30 protein-coding genes are annotated in these 19,377 nt (G+C 55.3%); 22 read left to right on the top strand and 8 right to left on the bottom strand.

What is annotated here, in order from left to right; genetic code table 11:
- The first annotated feature begins 61 nt into the window (after positions 1-61).
- The gene (locus VV088_RS13160) at positions 62-679 is read left to right on the top strand and encodes an HD-GYP domain-containing protein (protein WP_334601172.1); all 618 of its coding nucleotides are present in this window, start codon (positions 62-64) and stop codon (positions 677-679) included.
- Here VV088_RS13160 and VV088_RS13155 read toward each other — a convergent pair.
- Positions 661-1,065 (bottom strand): MmcQ/YjbR family DNA-binding protein, encoded by a 405-nt coding sequence (locus VV088_RS13155; protein ID WP_334601171.1) that lies wholly within the window; start codon positions 1,063-1,065, stop codon positions 661-663. The genes VV088_RS13160 and VV088_RS13155 overlap by 19 nt on opposite strands.
- Positions 1,066-1,067: 2 nt before the next feature.
- The gene (locus tag VV088_RS13150) at positions 1,068-1,220 is read right to left on the bottom strand and encodes a hypothetical protein (protein ID WP_334601170.1); all 153 of its coding nucleotides are present in this window, start codon (positions 1,218-1,220) and stop codon (positions 1,068-1,070) included.
- 176 nt (positions 1,221-1,396) lie between these two features.
- Between VV088_RS13150 and VV088_RS13145 the strand changes: the two genes are divergently transcribed.
- Positions 1,397-2,644, top strand: coding sequence for a C39 family peptidase (locus VV088_RS13145; RefSeq protein WP_334601169.1), 1,248 nt, complete (start codon positions 1,397-1,399; stop codon positions 2,642-2,644).
- Between the two features lie 43 nt (positions 2,645-2,687).
- Here VV088_RS13145 and VV088_RS13140 read toward each other — a convergent pair whose 3' ends face one another.
- Positions 2,688-3,113: a PIN domain-containing protein gene (locus tag VV088_RS13140; protein ID WP_334601168.1), complete on the bottom strand. Its 426-nt coding sequence runs from the start codon at positions 3,111-3,113 to the stop codon at positions 2,688-2,690.
- A complete protein-coding gene (locus tag VV088_RS13135) occupies positions 3,097-3,339 on the bottom strand; it encodes a hypothetical protein (RefSeq protein ID WP_334601167.1) in 243 nt (80 codons plus the stop codon). The genes VV088_RS13140 and VV088_RS13135 overlap by 17 nt, the downstream gene beginning before the upstream one ends.
- A gap of 122 nt (positions 3,340-3,461) precedes the next feature.
- Here VV088_RS13135 and VV088_RS13130 point away from each other — a divergent pair, with 122 nt between their 5' ends.
- Positions 3,462-3,794 (top strand): hypothetical protein, encoded by a 333-nt coding sequence (locus tag VV088_RS13130; protein ID WP_334601166.1) that lies wholly within the window; start codon positions 3,462-3,464, stop codon positions 3,792-3,794.
- Here VV088_RS13130 and VV088_RS13125 read toward each other — a convergent pair.
- Positions 3,791-4,192: an iron chaperone gene (locus VV088_RS13125; protein WP_334601165.1), complete on the bottom strand. Its 402-nt coding sequence runs from the start codon at positions 4,190-4,192 to the stop codon at positions 3,791-3,793. The two genes, VV088_RS13130 and VV088_RS13125, sit on opposite strands and share 4 nt — an antisense overlap.
- Positions 4,193-4,204: 12 nt before the next feature.
- Complete coding sequence (locus VV088_RS13120) at positions 4,205-4,555, bottom strand: DUF2200 domain-containing protein (protein WP_334601164.1); 351 nt, start codon at positions 4,553-4,555, stop codon at positions 4,205-4,207.
- A gap of 267 nt (positions 4,556-4,822) precedes the next feature.
- Between VV088_RS13120 and VV088_RS13115 the strand changes: the two genes are divergently transcribed.
- Genes VV088_RS13115 through VV088_RS13105 form a run of 3 tightly spaced genes read left to right on the top strand, consistent with a single transcriptional unit; the run spans position 4,823 to position 6,611 of the window.
- Positions 4,823-5,227 (top strand): zinc-finger-containing protein, encoded by a 405-nt coding sequence (locus VV088_RS13115; RefSeq protein ID WP_334601163.1) that lies wholly within the window; start codon positions 4,823-4,825, stop codon positions 5,225-5,227.
- Between the two features lie 38 nt (positions 5,228-5,265).
- Complete coding sequence (locus tag VV088_RS13110) at positions 5,266-5,883, top strand: sigma-70 family RNA polymerase sigma factor (protein ID WP_334601162.1); 618 nt, start codon at positions 5,266-5,268, stop codon at positions 5,881-5,883.
- A 35-nt stretch (positions 5,884-5,918) separates the two neighbouring features.
- A complete protein-coding gene (locus tag VV088_RS13105) occupies positions 5,919-6,611 on the top strand; it encodes a hypothetical protein (RefSeq protein ID WP_334601161.1) in 693 nt (230 codons plus the stop codon).
- Positions 6,612-6,687: 76 nt separating this feature from the next.
- On the opposite strand, the gene VV088_RS13100 is transcribed toward VV088_RS13105, so the two are convergent.
- Together VV088_RS13100 and VV088_RS13095 are read right to left on the bottom strand one after the other, a co-directional pair.
- A complete protein-coding gene (locus VV088_RS13100) occupies positions 6,688-7,371 on the bottom strand; it encodes a DUF2461 domain-containing protein (RefSeq protein WP_334601160.1) in 684 nt (227 codons plus the stop codon).
- A gap of 12 nt (positions 7,372-7,383) precedes the next feature.
- Positions 7,384-8,229, bottom strand: coding sequence for an RNA polymerase sigma factor (locus VV088_RS13095; RefSeq protein WP_334601159.1), 846 nt, complete (start codon positions 8,227-8,229; stop codon positions 7,384-7,386).
- 211 nt (positions 8,230-8,440) lie between these two features.
- On the opposite strand from VV088_RS13095, the gene VV088_RS13090 reads away from it, so the two are divergent.
- From VV088_RS13090 to VV088_RS13015, 16 genes are all read left to right on the top strand, one after another.
- A complete protein-coding gene (locus tag VV088_RS13090; protein WP_334601158.1) occupies positions 8,441-8,887 on the top strand; it encodes a DUF5348 domain-containing protein in 447 nt (148 codons plus the stop codon).
- Positions 8,888-9,195: 308 nt separating this feature from the next.
- Positions 9,196-9,597, top strand: coding sequence for a single-stranded DNA-binding protein (locus VV088_RS13085; protein WP_334601157.1), 402 nt, complete (start codon positions 9,196-9,198; stop codon positions 9,595-9,597).
- 115 nt (positions 9,598-9,712) lie between these two features.
- Positions 9,713-10,480, top strand: coding sequence for a hypothetical protein (locus VV088_RS13080; RefSeq protein WP_334601156.1), 768 nt, complete (start codon positions 9,713-9,715; stop codon positions 10,478-10,480).
- Between the two features lie 36 nt (positions 10,481-10,516).
- Positions 10,517-11,611: a DUF932 domain-containing protein gene (locus VV088_RS13075; RefSeq protein ID WP_334601155.1), complete on the top strand. Its 1,095-nt coding sequence runs from the start codon at positions 10,517-10,519 to the stop codon at positions 11,609-11,611.
- Between the two features lie 44 nt (positions 11,612-11,655).
- A complete protein-coding gene (locus VV088_RS13070) occupies positions 11,656-12,495 on the top strand; it encodes a hypothetical protein (RefSeq protein WP_334601154.1) in 840 nt (279 codons plus the stop codon).
- Positions 12,467-13,054, top strand: a complete 588-nt coding sequence (locus VV088_RS13065) for an ECF-type sigma factor (protein WP_334601153.1) — start codon at positions 12,467-12,469, stop codon at positions 13,052-13,054. The genes VV088_RS13070 and VV088_RS13065 overlap by 29 nt, the downstream gene beginning before the upstream one ends.
- Positions 13,055-13,249: 195 nt before the next feature.
- Positions 13,250-13,492: a hypothetical protein gene (locus VV088_RS13060; RefSeq protein ID WP_334601152.1), complete on the top strand. Its 243-nt coding sequence runs from the start codon at positions 13,250-13,252 to the stop codon at positions 13,490-13,492.
- An 83-nt stretch (positions 13,493-13,575) separates the two neighbouring features.
- Complete coding sequence (locus tag VV088_RS13055; RefSeq protein ID WP_334601151.1) at positions 13,576-14,442, top strand: pentapeptide repeat-containing protein; 867 nt, start codon at positions 13,576-13,578, stop codon at positions 14,440-14,442.
- On the top strand, positions 14,382-15,098 hold the full coding sequence (locus tag VV088_RS13050) for a YkgJ family cysteine cluster protein (protein WP_334601150.1): 717 nt from the start codon (positions 14,382-14,384) through the stop codon (positions 15,096-15,098). The genes VV088_RS13055 and VV088_RS13050 overlap by 61 nt, the downstream gene beginning before the upstream one ends.
- Positions 15,099-15,100: 2 nt before the next feature.
- Complete coding sequence (locus tag VV088_RS13045; protein WP_334601149.1) at positions 15,101-15,298, top strand: hypothetical protein; 198 nt, start codon at positions 15,101-15,103, stop codon at positions 15,296-15,298.
- Positions 15,299-15,527: 229 nt separating this feature from the next.
- Positions 15,528-15,776 (top strand): hypothetical protein, encoded by a 249-nt coding sequence (locus VV088_RS13040; RefSeq protein WP_334601148.1) that lies wholly within the window; start codon positions 15,528-15,530, stop codon positions 15,774-15,776.
- A gap of 135 nt (positions 15,777-15,911) precedes the next feature.
- Positions 15,912-16,517 carry a hypothetical protein gene (locus VV088_RS13035; RefSeq protein ID WP_334601147.1) on the top strand — a complete coding sequence of 202 codons (606 nt, stop codon included), beginning with the start codon at positions 15,912-15,914 and terminating at the stop codon, positions 16,515-16,517.
- Between the two features lie 17 nt (positions 16,518-16,534).
- Positions 16,535-16,939 carry a hypothetical protein gene (locus VV088_RS13030; RefSeq protein WP_334601146.1) on the top strand — a complete coding sequence of 135 codons (405 nt, stop codon included), beginning with the start codon at positions 16,535-16,537 and terminating at the stop codon, positions 16,937-16,939.
- A gap of 44 nt (positions 16,940-16,983) precedes the next feature.
- Positions 16,984-17,961: a hypothetical protein gene (locus VV088_RS13025; protein ID WP_334601145.1), complete on the top strand. Its 978-nt coding sequence runs from the start codon at positions 16,984-16,986 to the stop codon at positions 17,959-17,961.
- 33 nt (positions 17,962-17,994) lie between these two features.
- The gene (locus VV088_RS13020) at positions 17,995-18,225 is read left to right on the top strand and encodes a hypothetical protein (RefSeq protein ID WP_334601144.1); all 231 of its coding nucleotides are present in this window, start codon (positions 17,995-17,997) and stop codon (positions 18,223-18,225) included.
- Positions 18,222-19,370 (top strand): hypothetical protein, encoded by a 1,149-nt coding sequence (locus tag VV088_RS13015; RefSeq protein ID WP_334601143.1) that lies wholly within the window; start codon positions 18,222-18,224, stop codon positions 19,368-19,370. The genes VV088_RS13020 and VV088_RS13015 overlap by 4 nt, the downstream gene beginning before the upstream one ends.
- Positions 19,371-19,377: the final 7 nt, after the last annotated feature.

Here is a 19,377-nt window from a genome sequence, read left to right as displayed (position 1 = left end):
GCAAGGGGCGGTCCTCAAAAAGAGGGCCGCCCCCATTTTACATTTGTGAGGTGATATGACCATGGACATGGAACAAACCTTTACCGTCCTGCGCCGGGAGCAGCTGCTCATTGACCACGCCCCCCATAGCGTGCAGTTCCAGGACCTGACCGACAGCCTCCTGCGGGTCTGCTCCGCCGCCGCTGTGATCCCGGCCCTGTCCACATTGGAGATCCGGCTGTACTCCACGCTGGCCCTGCTCCACGACGTTGGCAAGCGGGCCATCCCCCCGGAGATCCTCAATAAGCCCGGTTCTCTGACCAAGGAAGAGTTTGAGGTGATGAAGACCCATACCACCCAGGGCTGCGACCTGCTGGAACGGGTGCCGGAGCTGCGGGAGTGCGAGGCGTTCCCTGCCATCTGCGACGTGTGCCGCCACCACCATGAGCGGTGGGACGGCACAGGCTACCCTGACAGGCTGGCTGGCGACAGTATCACGCCTTGGGTGCAGGTGGTGGGGCTGGCGGATGCCTTTGATGCCTTGATACATCCCCGGGTCTATAAGCCCGCATTCACCCAGCAGCAAGCTGGGGAGATGATTGTGACCGGGGCCTGTGGCGTCTTTGACCCGCTCCTCCTGGCCTGCTTTGCCCAGCACATCGACGCCATTTGTCAGGCGGTCTACTCCTCTGCTGGCTGAGAACGCTTTGTCCGCCGCTTGGGCGCAACGCTGTCATAGCTCAGTTCCAGTAGGGGCGTGATCTGATCGTCAGGAACAGAGTTGTCCAGAACAATGGAGATCCAGTGGTTCTTGTTCATGTGGTATGCCGGGAGAAATCCTTTTGTGGAGAGCAGGGAACCGATCATAATGGTGCTGCACTTCACGTTCATCACATAAAGGACCTGTTCCCCGGAGAGACCCAGCCGCTCCGGAAGGACGCCCATAATGATGGCGTACCACTTCCTGCTGGCGGGATGACGGAAAACGGCGCTGTCCGGGCTGTCCGCCCAGAGGTATTCCGCCTCGGTTCCGTAGGTGTCCTGCATATACCGCATGATGCGCTCACGCTGAGAAGAATTGGACATTTTTATATCTCCTGCGGCTCCTTCAGCCGTTCCATATATTCCTGCCGCTCCGCCTCAGTCGCTTCCCGGACGGCGTACTTGCCGCAGTCGGGGCACTGCTCCGGCTCTGTGGTGCGGCTGAAAAGGAAATGGCAGTTGTCACAAGCATAAATCATCTATACATCACCTGCGTCATTATAGCAGGAACACGACAGATAGACAAGATGGGAGGTCTCCAAATCTGAAAAACCAAGAAAAAAGCAGCCTGTCCCAAGCGGCCAGCACCGCCCAGACCATCCACGGTGCCATCAAGACCGGCAAAGCCATCTCCGCCGCTGCTAAGGGTGCGGTGGTGGGTGGCCCATACGGGGCCGCCGCAGGTCTGGCCCTGGGAGCGGGACGGCACGCTGGGAAGATACTCGCCGTTGCCGCAGTCCTGCTCATGCTCCCGGTGCTGTTCGTCCTCATGCTGCCCTCCCTGATCTTCGGCGGCCTGACCAGCAGCGGCAGCACTGGACAGCCCATCCTCAACGACAACGCCGCTATTGTCCAGAACACCAATAACATCGCCTTTGCCGTCAATCAGGTTCTGGGCGAGGGCATCACCGACGCGGAGGCCCGGATCGCCCAGGATTTTGCCACCACCGGCGGCGATAACTACGAGGTCGTCAACCCCTATGCCTCCGACATGAGCAGCAACACCAACTCCTTTATCGCCCAATACTGCGCCGCCAAGGGGGAGACCTGGGATACCATCTCCCTGGCGGATATGCAGGCCGTTCTCCGGCAGGGCAAAAGCAGTCTCTACTCCTACACCCGCACCAGCGAGACCCGGACGGTGGAGGATGATGACCCGGACACCGCCGATGTGATAGAAACAAAGGAGGAAACCTGGTACATCTATACCCTCTCCTACAACGGGGAGAGCTACTTTGCGGATACGGTGTTCCATCTGACCGACAATCAGAAGGCGCTGGCCGGGGACTACGCCCAGAATCTCAGTCTGTTCCTGGGCGATGGGATGTTCCAGTACACCGAGTACGGCGGAACTACGATTGCCTCTTTGGGGAACGTCCGCTTTACAGACGGCGCTACGGAGGTCGTTTACTTCAATCAGCTGGACGAACGCTGGGCCAACAAGCCCTACGGCACGGACAACATCGGCGGCTACGGCTGCGGCCCCACCTCCATGTCTATCGTGGTGTCCTCCCTGACAAATGACATCGTTGATCCGGTTGAGATGGCAGAGTGGGCCTATAAAAACGGCGGCTGGTGCAGCAAGAGCGGTTCCTACCACTCCCTGATCCCCAGCGCGGCGAAAGCGTGGGGGCTGAATGTGGAAGGCTGTACGGCGTCTGAGCCGCAGCGTATTGTGGACGCACTCTCGGAGGGTAAGCTGGTAGTGGCGATTATGACCAAGGGACACTTTACCTCCGGCGGACATTTCATGGTTCTCCGGGGCGTCACGGCTGACGGTAAAATCATGGTGGCTGACCCCGCCAGCTATCGGCGGAGCGAGAAGCTGTGGGATCTGTCGATCATTCTGAATGAGGCCAGCAAACGAGCGGGAGCGGGAGGCCCGTTCTGGATCATTGGGTAGAAAACAGGGCCATACCCTGCACATTTGCGGGTATGGCCCTGATTCATGGTTCGTTGACTGCGAATAACTCCAGCACCTGTTCCGGGAGCCATATCCGCATATTTGCCTCTTGATAGTCGTCAGGATTTCGTGTAACAATTCCATCCATTTCATTCAGCAGAGCAACTGAATATTGAACGGAATCCTCAAAATCGGCCCACGTCAAATTGAGTGCATTCCGGATTTCCTGTTCAGAAACCGCTGCCACAGAAACGATTTTCAAAAGCCGTTCTAGCAGATCCCGGACAGCAGCACGATCTTTCAACTGCTTGTTTGCAATATAGTAGATGTCTGTAATAGCGGAGGCAGATACATACTCTCGTACATCATCCCGCTGGGTAAGATTAAGCACCTCTGCCGCTGTCCTGAAAAACGGTTCGCGCCGCAAGAGGACATCCAGCACCACGTTTGTATCAATTAGCAGTTTCATATTTTCCCAGTCTTTCGTCACGCAGTTCGGATAAAGTCATATCCGTATATGGAATTGCCCCTACCAGGGATTGGACAATACCAGCTACATCCGGCTTTTGCTGTATTGCAGTCTCTTCATCGGTGGGAAGAACAATAACCTCCAGCTTGCGGTTCCGAAAGGCTTCCGGCAATGCCATAATGGACATCAGGCTATTTGCGTCGATAAATTTACGGATTACTTCCATGTCAGCCTCCTCCTTACCTTTTTGCTGTCTTGCTTCTATTATATGTATTTTTGAAGCCTTTTTCAAGCCTTTTATGAGGCTGAAACCAAAACATCTTTTCACAGACAGGAGATATGAAACGTATGCAAAATACGAGTTCAACGACAAAACAGCTATACCTATTCCTGACCGCCTGCTCCGGCAGTTGGCGAAACAGCATCTATATCAAGTGCCAGGGTGAAAATGACAGCCCCGGTTACCTGCTGGCGGCCGACCGGGACGGCCAGCCGGTGATCCTGCCGGTTCAGCGGTTCTATGAGCTGACGGGCGTGCAGATCGACCCTGCCGAGTGCTGCGGCCAGCTCACCGAGGCGGGGTTTGAGGCCCTGTATGCGCAGTACCTGCTCTGGCGGCTTCCTGGAACGGAGAAATATCCTTTGCGAAGACTGTGCGAGGAAAACAGCAGTACGCCTTAATTATTTTCCTCACACCACTTTGCAATCTCCCCAATCAGCTCCAGCGGGAGCGGCTTGCTGTACGGAAGCTGGATCGTGCCCTTGCTGGTCTTATACTCTGTCAGCCGCCCAGCGAACGCTTCCACAGCCTCTGGGCCGGGGTAGAGACCGACGTGCCGCTTGGAGGCCGCAAACTGGATCAGGTTGCGGCCCTCCCAGTAGGTGGGCATACTCCAGGAGATTTTCTCCTTGGCCTCCGGGATGCTGGCCTTGATAGCGGCGTTGATCTGCCGCAGATAGTCCTGCGCCTCCTCCGGCTGGGCGGCGATATACTCCTCAATCGTCGCAGGAGGCTTCCCGCAGTAGTGGCTCTGCTCCTTGTTCTTGAATGACCGACCGCACTTAGGACATACCCACATGACTGCTTCCTCCTATTTTCGAAGAATCTTCTCCATCGGTTTCCCCTTCGCCAGCTCGTCGATCAGTTTGTCCAGGTATCGGATTTCCCGCATGAGCGGGTCCTCCACTTCCTCCACCCGGACGCCGCAGACCACACCCTTGATCAGCGCCCGGTTCGGATTGGGCTGGGGCGCATTGCGGAAAAAGTCCCCATAGCAGAGGGCGGAGGAACGGGATGACTCCAACTGCTCCGGGGTGTACCCCGTCAGCCAGCAGATGACTTCATCCACCTCGGCCTTCGTCCGGTCCTTTCTGGTGGCCTTGTCCAGCAGAAGCCCATACACCTTCCCAAAATTCATCTGAAAAACTTTATCACTTGTCATTTTCTATACGCTCCTGATCATGATACTGTATTCTACCATACCTTATATCCTTTTGCAAAGAGCTGGCCTGAACCTCGTTCGGGCCAGCTCTTTTATTGTTTACAGAAAGTTCACAGAATTTCGGGCCGGATTTGCCTTTGAGCGGTGCGTAATATAAATGACAAGTAAATACCAGAAACGACATGACAGGGTTGCCCCCTGTCATTTGTGCTTTTCCCTGGGGAAAGTACGCAGATTTTCAAACTTCGATATCGAGGAGGAAATTCCATGAAACGAATCAACATCAAATGTCCCTACTGCAATTCACCAGCATTCCTGCGGCCGGCCTCAGCTGTCCATGGTCAGGAATACCGACAGCCAGGGGAGGAGGTGTATGTCTGCGCCAGATACCCGATCTGTGATTCCTACGTGAGCGCTCACCGGCGCACCCACCTCCCGATGGGGACACTGGCGAACCGCCCCCTTCGCATCAAGCGCATGGAGGCCCACGAAGCTTTCAACCGCTTGTGGAAAAGCGGCATGATGTCCCGGACAGCGGCTTACCACTGGCTCCAGGTGCAGATGGGCCTGCCGCCGGAGGAGGCACATATCGCCAAGTTCTCAGAATGGCGGTGTGAGCAGGTCATCCGGCTTTGCCGTCAATTCCTCTCACCGAATACCCGCGCAGCATAACTATTTTCAAAAATCTACGAATGAAAGAAGGGAATCCCATGAAATACGATTTTATCCTAACCAGTGAGCAGCAGGCCCTTGTGGAACAAAACATGGAGCTGATCAGCCGGATCATATCCCGCCATATCCGGACCAATGAGGGAGTGTGCGGCCTGGGGTACGATGATCTCAGCCAGGAGGGTGCCCTCGCCCTCTGCCGGGCTGCGGCTACCTATAACGGCACTTCCGCTCAGTTCAGCACGTATGCCTCCGCTGTGATCCGAAACCATCTGCTGGACTGCTGCAAGGCCGCCAACACCCAGCAAAAGCACCTGTGCAGCCTGCCGGTAGGCTCTGGCTTTGCTGATGATGAACACCCTCCCTCTATCCCGGAGCCTTCTGTGGAGGATAAGACAGACAGCCTGATTGACCAGATCGACACAGCCGCTCTGCTGGCTCGCTGCAAGAAGGAATACAGTGGGGTAGCCCAACTGGGTATTGAGGCTCTTGAATTGAAAATCAGGGGCTACAGCGGGGCGGATATTGCCCGGCTCTATCACACCGAGCCTAACCATGTAGGGGCGTGGATCTCCCGGGCGAAGGCTAAGCTGAAAAAGGATGCCGCCTTCCGCCGGCTTTGTGGCGGAGCTGTTGAAAAAAGCAGGGCTGATTCGTAAAAGAAATATAGACTGAAACATAGGAGGACGATTTTATGTGTACGTGCTATACCGCCGTTGGCAATTTCCGCCGCAAACGGGATGACGCAGGTCAGGCTTATCCCGTGATCATCGTCAACCGCCAGGAGTACATGGTGGACAGGCAGGAAATGGCCCTGTGGACCTGCCTCAACTGGCGCATCGCAAATATGGAGCAGGCCCGGGAGCATTACGAGAAGCTGGAGCAGTCGCTGTATCCGTACATCACCCGAACCTTTGAGAACTGCCTGAAGCGGCTGGAGGTCCGTGGGCTGGTTGTGTCCGGCAGCGGCGACACTGACTTTGAGGCTCTGTATGACCTGCTGGGCGGACTCTATGTAATTCCCATCTCGGAGAGTATTCCACTGCGGGCCGTGACCTTCCTGAAGATGGTTCTGCTGGAGGGCGTTGCTGTATCCAAAGCCAGGCAGCTGTTTCAGCGGGACCGACCCAACCAGCGGGAGGCGCAGATCCTGGCCCTGTCCAAGCAGGCCCTCCTGTCTACCGCCGAGCTGATTAAATGCGCCGAGGCCGGCGTCAGCGACGTGTCCAACGACCAAAAGGTAATGGTGGCGCTCTATGATGATGACTATACCACTTGTGATAACCTCCGCTGGGAAATGATGCAGGCGGAAAGCCGGAAGGATGTAACCCTGGCGGTTGCGAACCTCTATCTGCGGAAGCAGATTATTTTCGAGCGGCTGGGGTAATGAAACTCCGGCGTCAATAAGGGTGGCGCTTCATTGGGAGGCGCCACCCTTTTGCAGTTTACAAAGGGATTTCATTTCATCTGGCAGGCATTTTGAAGCCTGCAAGCGCCCTGTTCAGATAATCATTGAACGGTTTCATCAGGTGAAAAATATCCACCGCTTTGGACAGGAACAGATCGCCGTTTGCAAGCTCCTCGTCTTGGATCGGATACTCCAGATACCAGCTCTTGTATTTCAGATATTCGGCCTGGGGATGGTCCTTTTCATATCCAGCCGGGATATTTTTCAGTGCCGAACCGCCCACGGTGAAATGCTCTTGAAAAGACGGGGCCGTGATAATTTCCTCCCACTCGCCGCCGTGCTCCGAGATGTGATCCCGCACCATCCGGGTGGCGTCCTTGAACATGTCAGCGAACAGACCGCCGCCCAGGAAGGACTGACCGCCCGGCTTGAGCATCAGATAGTAGCCTACCGGGATGGGCAGCTTTCCCATGGACGAGATGTGCGCCCGGAACGCGGGGTTGTAGGGGGACTTATCGTGGCTGAACCGGGTATCCCGCACCAGCTTGAAGGTCAGTTCCTTGGGGGCGTGGCCGAGGATGCTGCCGTCAAATTCCCCGATTCGGAGCATCAGGGCCTGAAGCAGCTCCTCAAACTGCGCGTTGGCCGCCTGGTATTCAGCCTTATGAGCGTGATACCACTCCCGGTTATTGTTGGCGCTCAGCTCTGTCAGATAGTCTAAAATCATGTGTGTATCCATGTTTTTGCCCCCTTACGCTTCCGCAACCGTGGAAAAGGCCGGACCGTTTAGAAAGTCCCGGATCATTTCCTTTAATCGCTCCGTGGATTGGTACGTCCGGCAGAACGAGAATTGCTGGGAGTACCCGTCGATCTCCTCCATGGCCGCCGTCACCTCCACGGCGGTGCCGCTGGGCTTGGCGGCGGTAAAGTCCAAGCGGTCAGGGGCGATGCGGTGGTTCTGGATTGCGTAGTTGACCCGGCTGGCACAGTGGCAGGCGCCCCGCCCATACTCACCGCAATATTCCGAAAGAAAGTCCGCCATCTTTTTCCGCACCCGGGAGAGGCGCTGGCGATAGGCTTCCGGAGTGATGCCCAGGATGTCTCCAGCGATTCGGCTGTCCACCCGGAACATGGTCCCCAGAATAAAAATGCAGCGGCTCTCCGGGTCCAGGCACTGGAGCATGACGTTCGTGCAGGACAGCTTCAGCTCCTCGGCCAGGATCGCCTTCTCCACGTTCTGGGTCAGATCGGGCACATCCTGAATGTTCCCGTTGCGGATATCGTCTCCGTAGAACTCAAAGCTCAGGGGGAATTGGGCGAACATGTGCTTCTTGTAGTCTTTGAGGTGGTTCACCGCAATGCGGAATACCCAGGTGGTGAAGCTGCTCTCCCCTTTGAAGGAGGAGAGGTGGGTCATGACCTTCAGCAAAATGTCCTGGGATGCGTCCTCGGCGTCATGGAACGTGCCCAGCATCCGCAGGGACAGGTTGAATACCAGATCCTGCACACCGGCCAGCACCGTCTCCAATGCGGCCCTGTCTCCGGCGGTGGCCCGCTCGATCAGAGCGGATAACTCTTGATTTTCTTTCGTGCTCATAAAAACACCTCCTGAGAGATTAGACTGGCGCCGCCCCGATTTGTGACAGGGAAATCAGACTATTTTTGCGGATGTAATGTGATAGTAGTATAAAGAAGCAGCAGAATTTTTGCAACTTCTTTTCTTTCAAAAAATTTTTTCGGCTTCATGCAGAAAAGACTGCTGTATCCCTTTGTTTTATAGTATGACAGCAAAAGAGGAGGTCATGAATATGGCAAATATCAACGACATTATGCTCCAAGCGTCAGAATTGCAGCCGGGCATCAGCCGCCTGCTCCGAAACTCCACCTATCCCCGGTATGATGACCTGAGCGGGCTGGAGATCGACTATGAGGACGGTGAGCAGCTGTTCCTTTTGGATGAACTGCGTGGGATCATGGAGAAGCTGGCGGATGTGGAGGACTGCATCCGTTACATCGTCCAGCCGGTTCTGAGGACGGAGCAGCTGAGGAAGAACGCTTCCGGCAGATATGAAACCGGCAGCGGCTTCTACTACTGCTGCGGCAGTCCCATTGAGGCCCTGGTGACAGACGGCCGCTATGATGTGCCGTACTGGGTGCGGACCAGCGTAGAGCATGACGGAACGGACTATTATCTGGTAGGTCATCGGGACGTATGTATGGAGGGCCTGACCGTCCGTATCAGAAGGAGCAGTTAGGCCCCAGCCGCTAGTTTTCCTATCAGCCACAAGATATGCCTATCAAGCAAAAATAAAATACTATATTTTGTGTTTTCCGCTTGACAACAGGCGCAACATGTGGTACACTACCACTGTAATTGATTTTTGTGCGCCTCCCGCAAGGGACATAGATCACGGTCTATGCGCGAAGAACTTCGCATTGCACACGTTGTCAGGTTTGTATTCAGTGCTGGTAGGACAACTGCGCCCATTTAGAGGCAAGCGGTTGAAATGCCGGCACTTTTTTATATATCTATTTTCGCCTTTATGGCAGGAAGGAGTGGTCTATGGCAAAGCTCATGTGCATCGGTCGGGTGACCGCTGACCTGGAGCTGCGCGAGAGTGCCCGGAAGGAACCCTACGTCCGATTTTCCCTGGCGGAAAACCTGGGCTACGGCGAGACAGCCCGCACACAGTATTTCCAAGTGTGGGCCTGGGGGCATATTGCAAAGAACCTGGTCAAACGCAAAGTGAGAAAAGGCAGCTTGATCTGGGTGTCCGGTTCCCTGGAACTGGAGGAGTACACCAGGAATGACGGTGAGACCCACGACAAGCGGCTGAAGCTCAAACTGGGCGACTGGGATTACATCCCGGCCTTCCAGGGCAAAACCGAATGCGGTGTACCGCAGTCCGATCCTGCCGTCCCTGCTGGGATGGTGGACGGTGAGCGGGAGGCCCTGCCGGAGTAACGCTCCGGCGCAGATGAAGAGGCGCTGTACCAAATGTTTCAGATGAAGTTCTGGACTTTGGTGCAGCGCCTCTTTTTTGTTTTCCCGACATTTTAAGAAAAAGGTGGTAATTTCCATGAAAAGAACGAGTCCTCTTTGGGGCAGCATTTCTATCCTGATCGGCGTTGTCATCGCCATTCTGTCTCTGCTGCGGGGCACCTGGGCAACAGTGGCTCTGATCGTCGTTTTCGCGGTGTGGGGCCTGTGGCTCATTTTCACCCAGCTTCTTCCCGCCTGGAGATCCAATCGCACGTACCGGCGCCGTGTCCGCCAGTCCCGTGACCGGCAGGAAGCGGCCTCAGATACCTCTGACAGCGGCATGGGCCTGGTGCTTCTGCGCCATGTGAACCATCGCATTTCGGAGCATTTGAGGTCGGTTTACCCCCAGGCTCATTGGGAGTGGACCTTAGCTGATCCCACACGTTTCATTGCCTATGGCGGCACCGGACGCATCCGGGTCTACGGCATTCCGGACTATGACTATGCCGACGTCACGTTAGACCGGCAGGGTGGACTTCGCTGTTCGCTGGTCAAGGTCGCGCCACTGGAGGACAAAGCTGCTCCCAACCAGCAGCCGGTAGATCCCCGGGTGTGGTATGAGTTCCAGGGCCGCAGTATCCTGGAGGACATGATTGCCGATCTGCGTTCCCGGGGGCACAGCAGCCTGACGCTGAACGAGGATGGAAGTATCTGTATCCAACCGGCAGACGGCGGCGAGGAGATCAAGAAGGATTCCTTTGCTGCCTTCCCTGAGAAGGTCTACTGGCCCAGGCTGGCGAAGGTGCTGGAGCAGGAGGGATTGACCGCTGATGTGCAGGATACCAGGATTCTGGTTTCCTGGTAAGCAGCCCAAAAATCAAGGAAAGGAGTGAAGCGCACCATGAAAAGCGGGCGCACCATCCAGGCGATGGCCGCAGAGATCCGGCGTCAGGGTGAGGCCAAGGCCGACTACATGGTGGACACCAGATGCCTGCGCATGGAGATTTGGGATAACCAGCCCTTTCTCCTTGCTCTGAATGAGAGCGGCCATGACCTGATGGAGCCGATGGACATTCAGACGACGGCCCACCGCCAGATCAGCACCTATCTGGACATCCCCATCAAGTATTACGAGAAAATGCGGCGGAATGACCCGGAGCTGCTGGCCTACAACGTCAACCGCTGGCTTCAGCGCGTTGATCCCGCCCAGCGTATGCTGCGGACATTGGACGGCCATGCGCGGGCATTCTTGAGCAGCCGCTACCGGCGCATCGACAATTATGATGTTGCCGGGATCGTTACCCCCGTGGTAGGCGAGATGCCGGATATCCAGTTTGGCAGCTGTGAGCTTACGGAGGACTACATGTACCTGAAGGTCGTGAACCCGCGCCTCCAGGATGAAGTGCGTCCGGGCGATGTGGTTCAGGCCGGAGTGTCCATCTCCAACAGCGAAACCGGCCGGGGCGCGGTCAGTGTCTGTCCGTTTGTCTACCGGCTGGTCTGCACCAACGGGATGACGGCTACCGACAGCACTGCCTCCAAAATGCGCCGCACCCATTCGGGACCGCGTATCCTCACCAACAGACGATTCTTTGTCTGTGATGCAGAGGTGCTGACAGACAACGACCAGGATTTTGTCTATAACTTGCAAGCGGCAGTCCGTGAAGCAATGGACGAAGCCCGGTTTGTGCAGCTGCTCAACCAGATGCGGGAGAGCGCACAGCTGGAGCTGAACACGGACAATTTGGAGGAAGTGGTAAAACGCGCCGCAGCGTGCGTCCATATCACAGAGGCGGAGTGTGTTGGAATCCTCCAGTATCTCCATACGGACGGCGACTACACGCTGTACGGCCTTGCCAACGCAGTTACCCGGTACAGCCAGGACGTGGAGAGTTACGACCGCGCCTCCAAGCTGGAGGAGATCGGGTACACAGTCATGACCATGGCCCCGGAACTGTTCCGCAGAATCAATCAGGTTACAGGTATCGCCGCATAAAGGGCCATACCACCAATATCAACATTTTATAGGAGGAACAATTTATGTATAGCCAGAACAATCAGAACAATACCACTGTCATGGAGTGCGCCCAGTTCATTCTGCCCACCGCTATGGGCATCAACGCTCCCTCCGATGATCTCTCCGAGGATATGGAGGGCCTGCGGCTCACGTTCCCCAAGGTCAAGATCCCCGGCGGCGGCGTCTTGCAGTTCGAGATGGAGAGCGACAACCCGGAGCGCCCGGATTACGTTCCCGAGCTGGAGGGCATCCTCCTGTTCAACCACCCCGCCAATTCCTACTGGCCGGAGGGTGAGGAGTATGAGGACAACACTCCGCCCCTGTGCCAGTCCGTGGACGGGAAGATCGGCTATGGCAATCCCGGCGGCCTGTGTGCCAGCTGTGGGTTCAATACCTTCGGCAGCGCCAGCAATGGCCGGGGGAAGGCGTGTAAGAATCAGCGGACGCTCTATCTGCTCCGCAGCGGTGAGTTCGTGCCCATCCAGATTTCCCTTCCGCCGACCAGCCTCACGCCCTACAACGCCTTCTACAACGCGGCGTTTGCCCGGCGTCAGCGGCCCCTTTACAGCAGCATCGTCCGGATCGGCCTGAAGCGCATGAGCAGCAACGGCTACGATTACAGCGTCGCCACCTTCTGCAAGGTGCGGGACCTCTCCGGCGAGGAGCTGGCTGCGGTGAAGGCGTATGCGGATACGTTCCGCCTGCAGATCAAGAATACGCTGACCGAGCAGGCCGCCAGCAAGGAAATGGAGTCCGGCGCCATTGAGGTTGGTTCCGGTTCCATGGATCTGCCTGACAACGAGGCCCATTTCTCTGTCGGCATGGGCGTTGTCGATGGCGAGCGCGAGCAGCTGCCCGCCTGATACGGCCGACCCTGTTCAGGAACAGACAAAGCCGCCCCCGTTCGGTGAACGGGGACGGCTTGCCACGCCCCAGGCGCTGACAGAGGAACAGCGTCATTTTGCCGCAGAGAACCACAATTTGATTTACACATATCTGTGGGATCGGCGGCTGGAAGTTGACGACTATTATGACATCGCTGTTTTTGGATACCTGCGCGCAGTCAAGCGGTACCTGACGGAACCCTGGCTGCGCCGCTATCAATTTTCTACTGTCGCCTGGCACGCTATGCGGCAGAGCATCGCCTCCTTCCATCGGGCGGAAGAACGGCGGAGGGCGACCGAGCGAAAGTATCTGAAAACACTCCCGGCCAGACCTCCAGACCCATTTGAGGAGCTGGAAGCCAAATTGCTCCTGCACGATCTGGCGGCTGTCTCCAGCCAAGAGCAGTATGCCCTCGCGTCCATGCGGCTGCAAGGCTACTCGATTGCGGAGACCGCCTGTATCCAGGGCATGAGCGAAAAGCGGGTTCGGGGACTTTTAAGAGAGCTGTACCGGGTTTACCTGTGCCTGTTCCCTTGATCAGAAGGACGGATGCACAATGTTAAGAGGCTGTATCTATCATGTGGACAAAAATATCCGCGGGGCCTGGGTTATTTATGGCGACCTGGGTGTGCGGCAGTATTATGGCTATACAAAACGCCAGTCCATAGAACGGTATCAGAATGACTGCCGGAATATTTTCGTACATGAGCAGAGGAAAGAGGTGTCAAACCCATGACATTAGGGACTAAGGAAGTCAGGACGCTGACGGGGATTCTGCTGCGTCCGCTGGCCGTTGGTTCCAAAGCGGTCATTGTTCACCAGGGCAAAATTACCCGCACCGCCCGCATTATGGCGATCCATCACCGTACCGCGGGCGAGGTGTGCTTTGAGACGCTGGATACCAGGTACTATTTGCTGACCGGCCCTGATTTTGAGCCGGCCGTGAGCGCGTTTCCCGCAGCTCTGGCCGCATAGACCACAGATCGGGCCGAATGATTCAAGGGCGCACCGCAGACCTGACTGGGTTTGCGGTGCGCCGCTATTTTGAGGAGGCTGACATGAACGACTATAAAGCTGTCCGCAGCAGTCTGGACATCAGCAGGAGCATTGCGTTCTATCTGGAGATGTCCGACCCTGCGGCATTCCGCCTGGGAGACCGGGCCGGAAGCATCAGAGCCATCAACGATATTTTGCAGGGCCGCTCAGAGCAGACGGTCGAGGCTATGCTGGCGGAGCTGGAGCAGAAGGGCGGCACTTACTATGCCGGTGAAATCGCTGTGCTGCGTCAGGATGTCCAAAATTTCCTGCACCAGAAAACGCTGCTGTCTCAATCTTACAGAAAGAGCAGCAGCAAGGCGTATCGGTTCAAGACTTATAAAAGCGGCAGTGGACGCTCCCTAAAGATCGTCGATCAGAAGCTGTTCGACAGGGCGGCCAAGGCAGGCTTCCCACCTGAGTTCTTCCGGGAAACCTATTTTGACCAGGTGAATATTTACTGCCTGCCGGAGCGCACGGATTTTTACGGCTCCACATTCCAAGACTGCGCCTTTGCTGTGTGCCGGATCAGCGCCCCTTCCTTCATCGGGGCCAGTATTTACAGCTCGGAGTTTCATTCCTGCGTGCTGGAACACGCCGACTTTTTCAATGCCAGTATCGCGCATACCCATTTCCATGACAGCACTCTGTCCCATGTGACATTCCAGAAAGCCTGGTTGAAATCGTGCAATACCATCGACTGTACGCTTGACAGCATCAACTATTTGACCGCCACACTGGATGGCTGCTCTTTTGGCAGGGTCACCGTCTCTGATATCCGGCATCTGGATACGGCCGCCATTACCCAGGGCGGCGCTACCCAGGAGGAATGCCGCCGAAACCGGGACGCTATCTTCCATGCTTTGGGCGTAGAACAGGAGGCCGCATGAGTGACGCAGTAACAGTGAGGCCCAAGGATTGGGTTCCTTTCCGCTGCCGGCTTTGCGGCAGCTGCTGCCGGAATTTAAGGGGAAACCTTATGCCGGAGCAGGTGGACGCATATCGGTTGGCCCGTTTCCTGCGGGAACGCGGTGAGGTGGAGTATATGGAAGACTTTTATACCAACTATACCTATCCGGATATGTTGGAGGGCTTTTTCCCTGTTTTCCTGATGCACACCACTGACCCGGACAATTCCTGCGTATTTTTGAAGGATGGTCGGTGCAGCGTCTATGAAGCGAGGCCCAGAGTATGCCGGTTGTATCCGTTTACGGCCTTCCCGGGACAGCGCGAAAAAGCATTTAATTTTTTCCAGTGTATGGATAGCCATTCCGCCCATTTCTCAGACGGGAAAATCCTGGTTAAGGACTGGATGTACCAAAATTTCAGCCGGGAAGATCGGGAATTTCTGACTGCAGAAAGCGACAATCTCCTTACACTTGGACAACTGTTCAAGGCTCTGGGGCCGGATCGACTCAAGGAAAATCTGTTCCAAATCCTCTATTACCGCTACTATAACTTTGACCTGGATCAGCCATTCATGCCCCAATATGAGGAGAATACGGAGGAACTGAAGCGTATCCTTCAGAATATTGTTGGGAGGTAACCATGTACGCACTGGAACAGCTTGCTTTTCAGGGAACGGAGTGCTGCCCGCAGTACCGCTGGAAGCAACTCGCAATCTGTGGGAGCCGCGTTCCCTTGGACAAGATACGCAATGGTCAGCAGCACCCGGAGAACTGGCGCATTGTATTCATGCCCTGCCAGATAAAAGATGTGCTGAAGAATCTTCCGAAAACTGCTTGATAGGAGGTGTGAAGCCGTGCGGCCATTTCATCCGCTCGGATATGAAACCTGTGTTCACAGCCGCAAACGGAGAAGTGCCTCTTGGAAGGTTTATGAGAGCTGCCCGAACCCGGGGCGGTTGTGGACTGGCAAAGGGTATGAACTGCCCTATCAGACCATGTGCCTGAACTGTCCGTTTTACACGCAGGACGGTAAGGCGAAAAAACACTGAACGAAGGAGGAAGTCATTTTGGATAAGATAAAACGCAAGTATTTTGAGATCTGCATTGGCCTTGGCCCCAAGGAGAGCGGCAACGATTACTGGATGTGCATTTGTGGTGTGAGAGAGCCCACCATCCAGGAGGCCGAGCGTTTCTGTGCGGCTGACGTTGCCCTCTATGGCGGCCATGTGCTGGGAGTGTATCCCATTGACTTGAACACTGCCAGGGCCTGCTATGACTTTGAGCGGGCGGATCGCTGGCCTGTGTTTGGCCTGTGATACGCAGTCCAGAAATTAAGTGATTGCAAGGTAACAATCCCCGCAGTCTGGCGGGACAAATGAGCAAAGGAACCGACAGGCAGTACCAGTTGAAGCCTGCCGGTTCCTTTTATTATCAGAAAGGACTGGTGATTTATGGATTACAAGCAATTAAAGCAGCTGCTCTCCCAGCATGAGCGGGAGCACCCTGAAACCCACCTGACCGCCTGCATCACGTTTGCCTCTTTCGGCCCCAATGCGAAAAAAGACTACCCCTGGCGCAGCCGAACCTATGTCATCTCCAGCAACAACAAGGCGTTCCAGCCCGATAAGGGCGGTTATTCCATTTTTGGCAAGTGCCTGGATGGTACTGACTCCTGCTTCCGCCTGGATGGGGTTATGAAAGAGGAGCATAGCGGCAAAGATGGCTGGATTGTGGAGGACTGTGGCATCGTTGGCTATCTGCTGATTGAGTGCAGTAACTACAATGTTCCACTTCCGAAACTGTTCTACTCATACAGCGATGCGTTGGATTGTATGCTGTCTCGGTCAGCAGAGAAAAGCGGAGATAATGTTGAACAGGTAAAAAAGAGATACGCTGCAACGAAAAAACTGTTCGAGGGCACTTATGGGTGTGGCTGGGGTACCTCCTGCTCAGAAGGTCCAAACGTGGACTGGCTCTGGAAAATCCAGCCTATTTGTATCTATGGACCGATGAAAGTGGTTTTCATTGAGCCGGAGAACGGTTCGCGTTTTGTATAATTGGGGGGGCATATACCATGACAACAGCAGCAGAAGAGAAAATTCGTGCCTTTTGTGCCCGCCACCGTTTGAAATGCGAATGGCAGGATCTTACAAATCTTGGAGAACGCGCCGTCGTCAAAACCCTAAATCGTGCTCACCATACAAAAATACTCAAAGCGGCCCATCGCATAAAAGAGGTCTGCGTCATTGACTGGAACCGTGATGACAGCGGAATCTTTATTGGTCGTATTTTTTTCCACGATGCTTCTGCCGTAGTACGCATCACTCAGGCTGAGTACGATGCTATCGGCAATGACTTCAAGGGAGTATGGCACGACTACTATGGGGACAGCCCAGAGTGGGAAGGGCGCAGAACCGCCATGATTACAGAATACGGGACAAAGCTGTTTATAGAGGGGATATCCCTTGAGATCGTGTAAAAAATTATTACATCAGTTTTGAGTAACAGATTGGAGCGTTGAAAATGGAAAACAGCAAATTGATGACTCCGCTCTTTTATGACGGCATGTTCAACCGGGAGGGCCGTAGAATGCGGGCGGTACTGGAAAAGGAAATCTCTGACGGCACACAGACCTACCGGCTTTGGCGTGCTGCCGGAAAACCGGATCTGGATTATCCCCGCGCCGAGAATGACAAGTACGTACTTCACATAGAGATCAACGGCTACCTCGCCCCCCTCGGGATGACTGATTTTAGCCTGATCGACATCTGTGGATTTGAGCCTGCTGCAAAAAAGCTGTACGGAGGCAAGGATCAACGCGGGAAGTGGATTGATAGTCTCCGGGAATCCGGTGGCTATGATGCAGTCAGCGCCGCCTTGACGGAAGAGAAAAAAGAGATTGAGCGATGCGGAAGTGACCCCACTCGCCAGACGGAGTATATCCGGGACCTGTTAGATGGTCATGTCAGCACCTACCTCAAATCGAAGGAGAACGGCGGTCAGACCTTCCCGGATTTTACCGGGGCGCTGGTGGTGAACGAGCTTGCCAGATGCGTGGAACTCTCCGCGGTATATCGGGCAAAACAACAGGCAGAGGAGACTGCGCGCCGAACCCGTATTGCGGAAGAGGAAAAGGCATACTGTGAGGCCCAAAACAAAGAGGCTGAAAAGGCTGTTTCGGCAGCTATTCAAATCATCCGCGAGGGTGGTATTTTGAAAAATGAGACGGTAAAGTTTTATCGAAGCCGATGTGATTCCAGCGTCTATTCCATCGTCAACTATCTAATGCGGCTCTATCATATAGATGTCCCGCTCCGCACTCAGGGATGGATCAATGAAAAATTGTGCAGTACCACCATCAAGGACGGAAAATGTGAGTATCTGCAATATTACCGTGCCAGAAACGGCCGTGTATCCCAAAAGTTTTTCGATTGCATGAGGGAATTGATTCGGGCTGTTGCGGAGCAGACGTCGGCAGGTGAGCCAACAAACGCCGCATAAATTACAATGCTAGAGTTGGGAGGAGGAACCAGCATGAACGAGCAGAACTACTCCGCTCCTGCCAAGCTGCACTGGTACCCGGACATCTCCTGTCCCGTCTGCGGCGGGGAGGTGAACTCCTGGGACAAGCGGTGCAGTCGGGCGCTGGGTTACAAGGCGATTGTCTGTGAGGCGTGTATCGCAAAGGAATATGGTCTGACGGTGGAGGAGCTTCGGGACACCATGAAGAACCACTTCGGCCTGATCCCGTGTCCGGGGATATGAAGGAGGTCAACGAGCTTACCCGCCGGCTGTTGGCGAAGGGCTGGACTCCGGAGGATACCCCGCCGGGGACACACCCCTATGCCGACCACGAAGGTGGCTGGACCTACACGGGCGAGTCAATTCGCTCCATTGTATGGGAAACGCCCTGCGGTCTGCTGGCTGACGGCAGGCACTTTATGAACGGTTATATGTCCTACCAGGGCGTTGACTGGCGGCCGGAGAATGGGAATCCAGTGCTTTGCTGTCCTGTGTTTCCCTCCGCCCCCTGCCCGCTGCGTGACCCGCTTTTGCGTACCCAAGGGTACACCTTACACTCGGATGATGTGTCCTATCAATGCGCCTGCCATCAGACAGACCGCCCATACACCTATGAGGGCAGCGTTGATGAAGTCCACGACCGTGTGTGGAAAGAAGCCGATAAACTCTGGGAAGTGTTTAAGGCCCAGCATAAGGGTCGGGTATGCCGCCAACAGAGCCATTATGGCCGTACAGCAAAAACCTGGAGAGCGTATTACGACCCGATGGACTGCGCCAATTTTGGCTGCTGCTCTTACTGCGACGTTCTGGCAAAGGAGCTTGATTTGCGCAAGGGGAATGTGTTCTACGACCTGCGGAGATCCTGGACTGTAAAAGGCGAGGGTCTGTTCCCGGATCAGCGGAAAACTATAGTGGAAAAGGGCCGCAAGCTGCTGAGCAGCACAGTGTCGCTAACAATCTGTGAGGCCATTGTCAAATATGGCCGCCACCGGGTCGAAGAACGAATCAGGTCCGAGTTCCACCGCGATCTGTTTTTTGACAAATCGCTGGAAATCGAGGTCATCAACCTACGGGCGGCCAGAGTGGATAAGCGGGACATTTTGCAGGATCTCCAGGATGTCGCCAACGGCATCGAGGTCATTCATGCGGCCGACAGCCTGAAAGCAGCCAAGGCCCAGAAGCGGGCAAGGCGCGAGGCGGCAAAAGCTCAGAGAATCCGGAAAGTTGAAAAGATGATCCTGACCTATGGTTGGGATCACCTGGAGGACATTTGGAAACGCCGGGCGGAAAAGCTGCTGGATGATGATCAGATTTATGCGCTTGTTCAGCAGCGTGAAACATCAAGAGCGAAAGGACCGCCTGAAGAGGCGCAGATTAGCTTATTTTAGGAAAGAA

It is taken from the genome of Lawsonibacter sp. JLR.KK007 (assembly GCF_036941135.1).
Lineage (GTDB): Bacteria > Bacillota > Clostridia > Oscillospirales > Oscillospiraceae > Lawsonibacter.
Note: the sequence above shows the minus strand (reverse complement) of the source record. Positions and strands in the feature narration are given on the sequence as shown.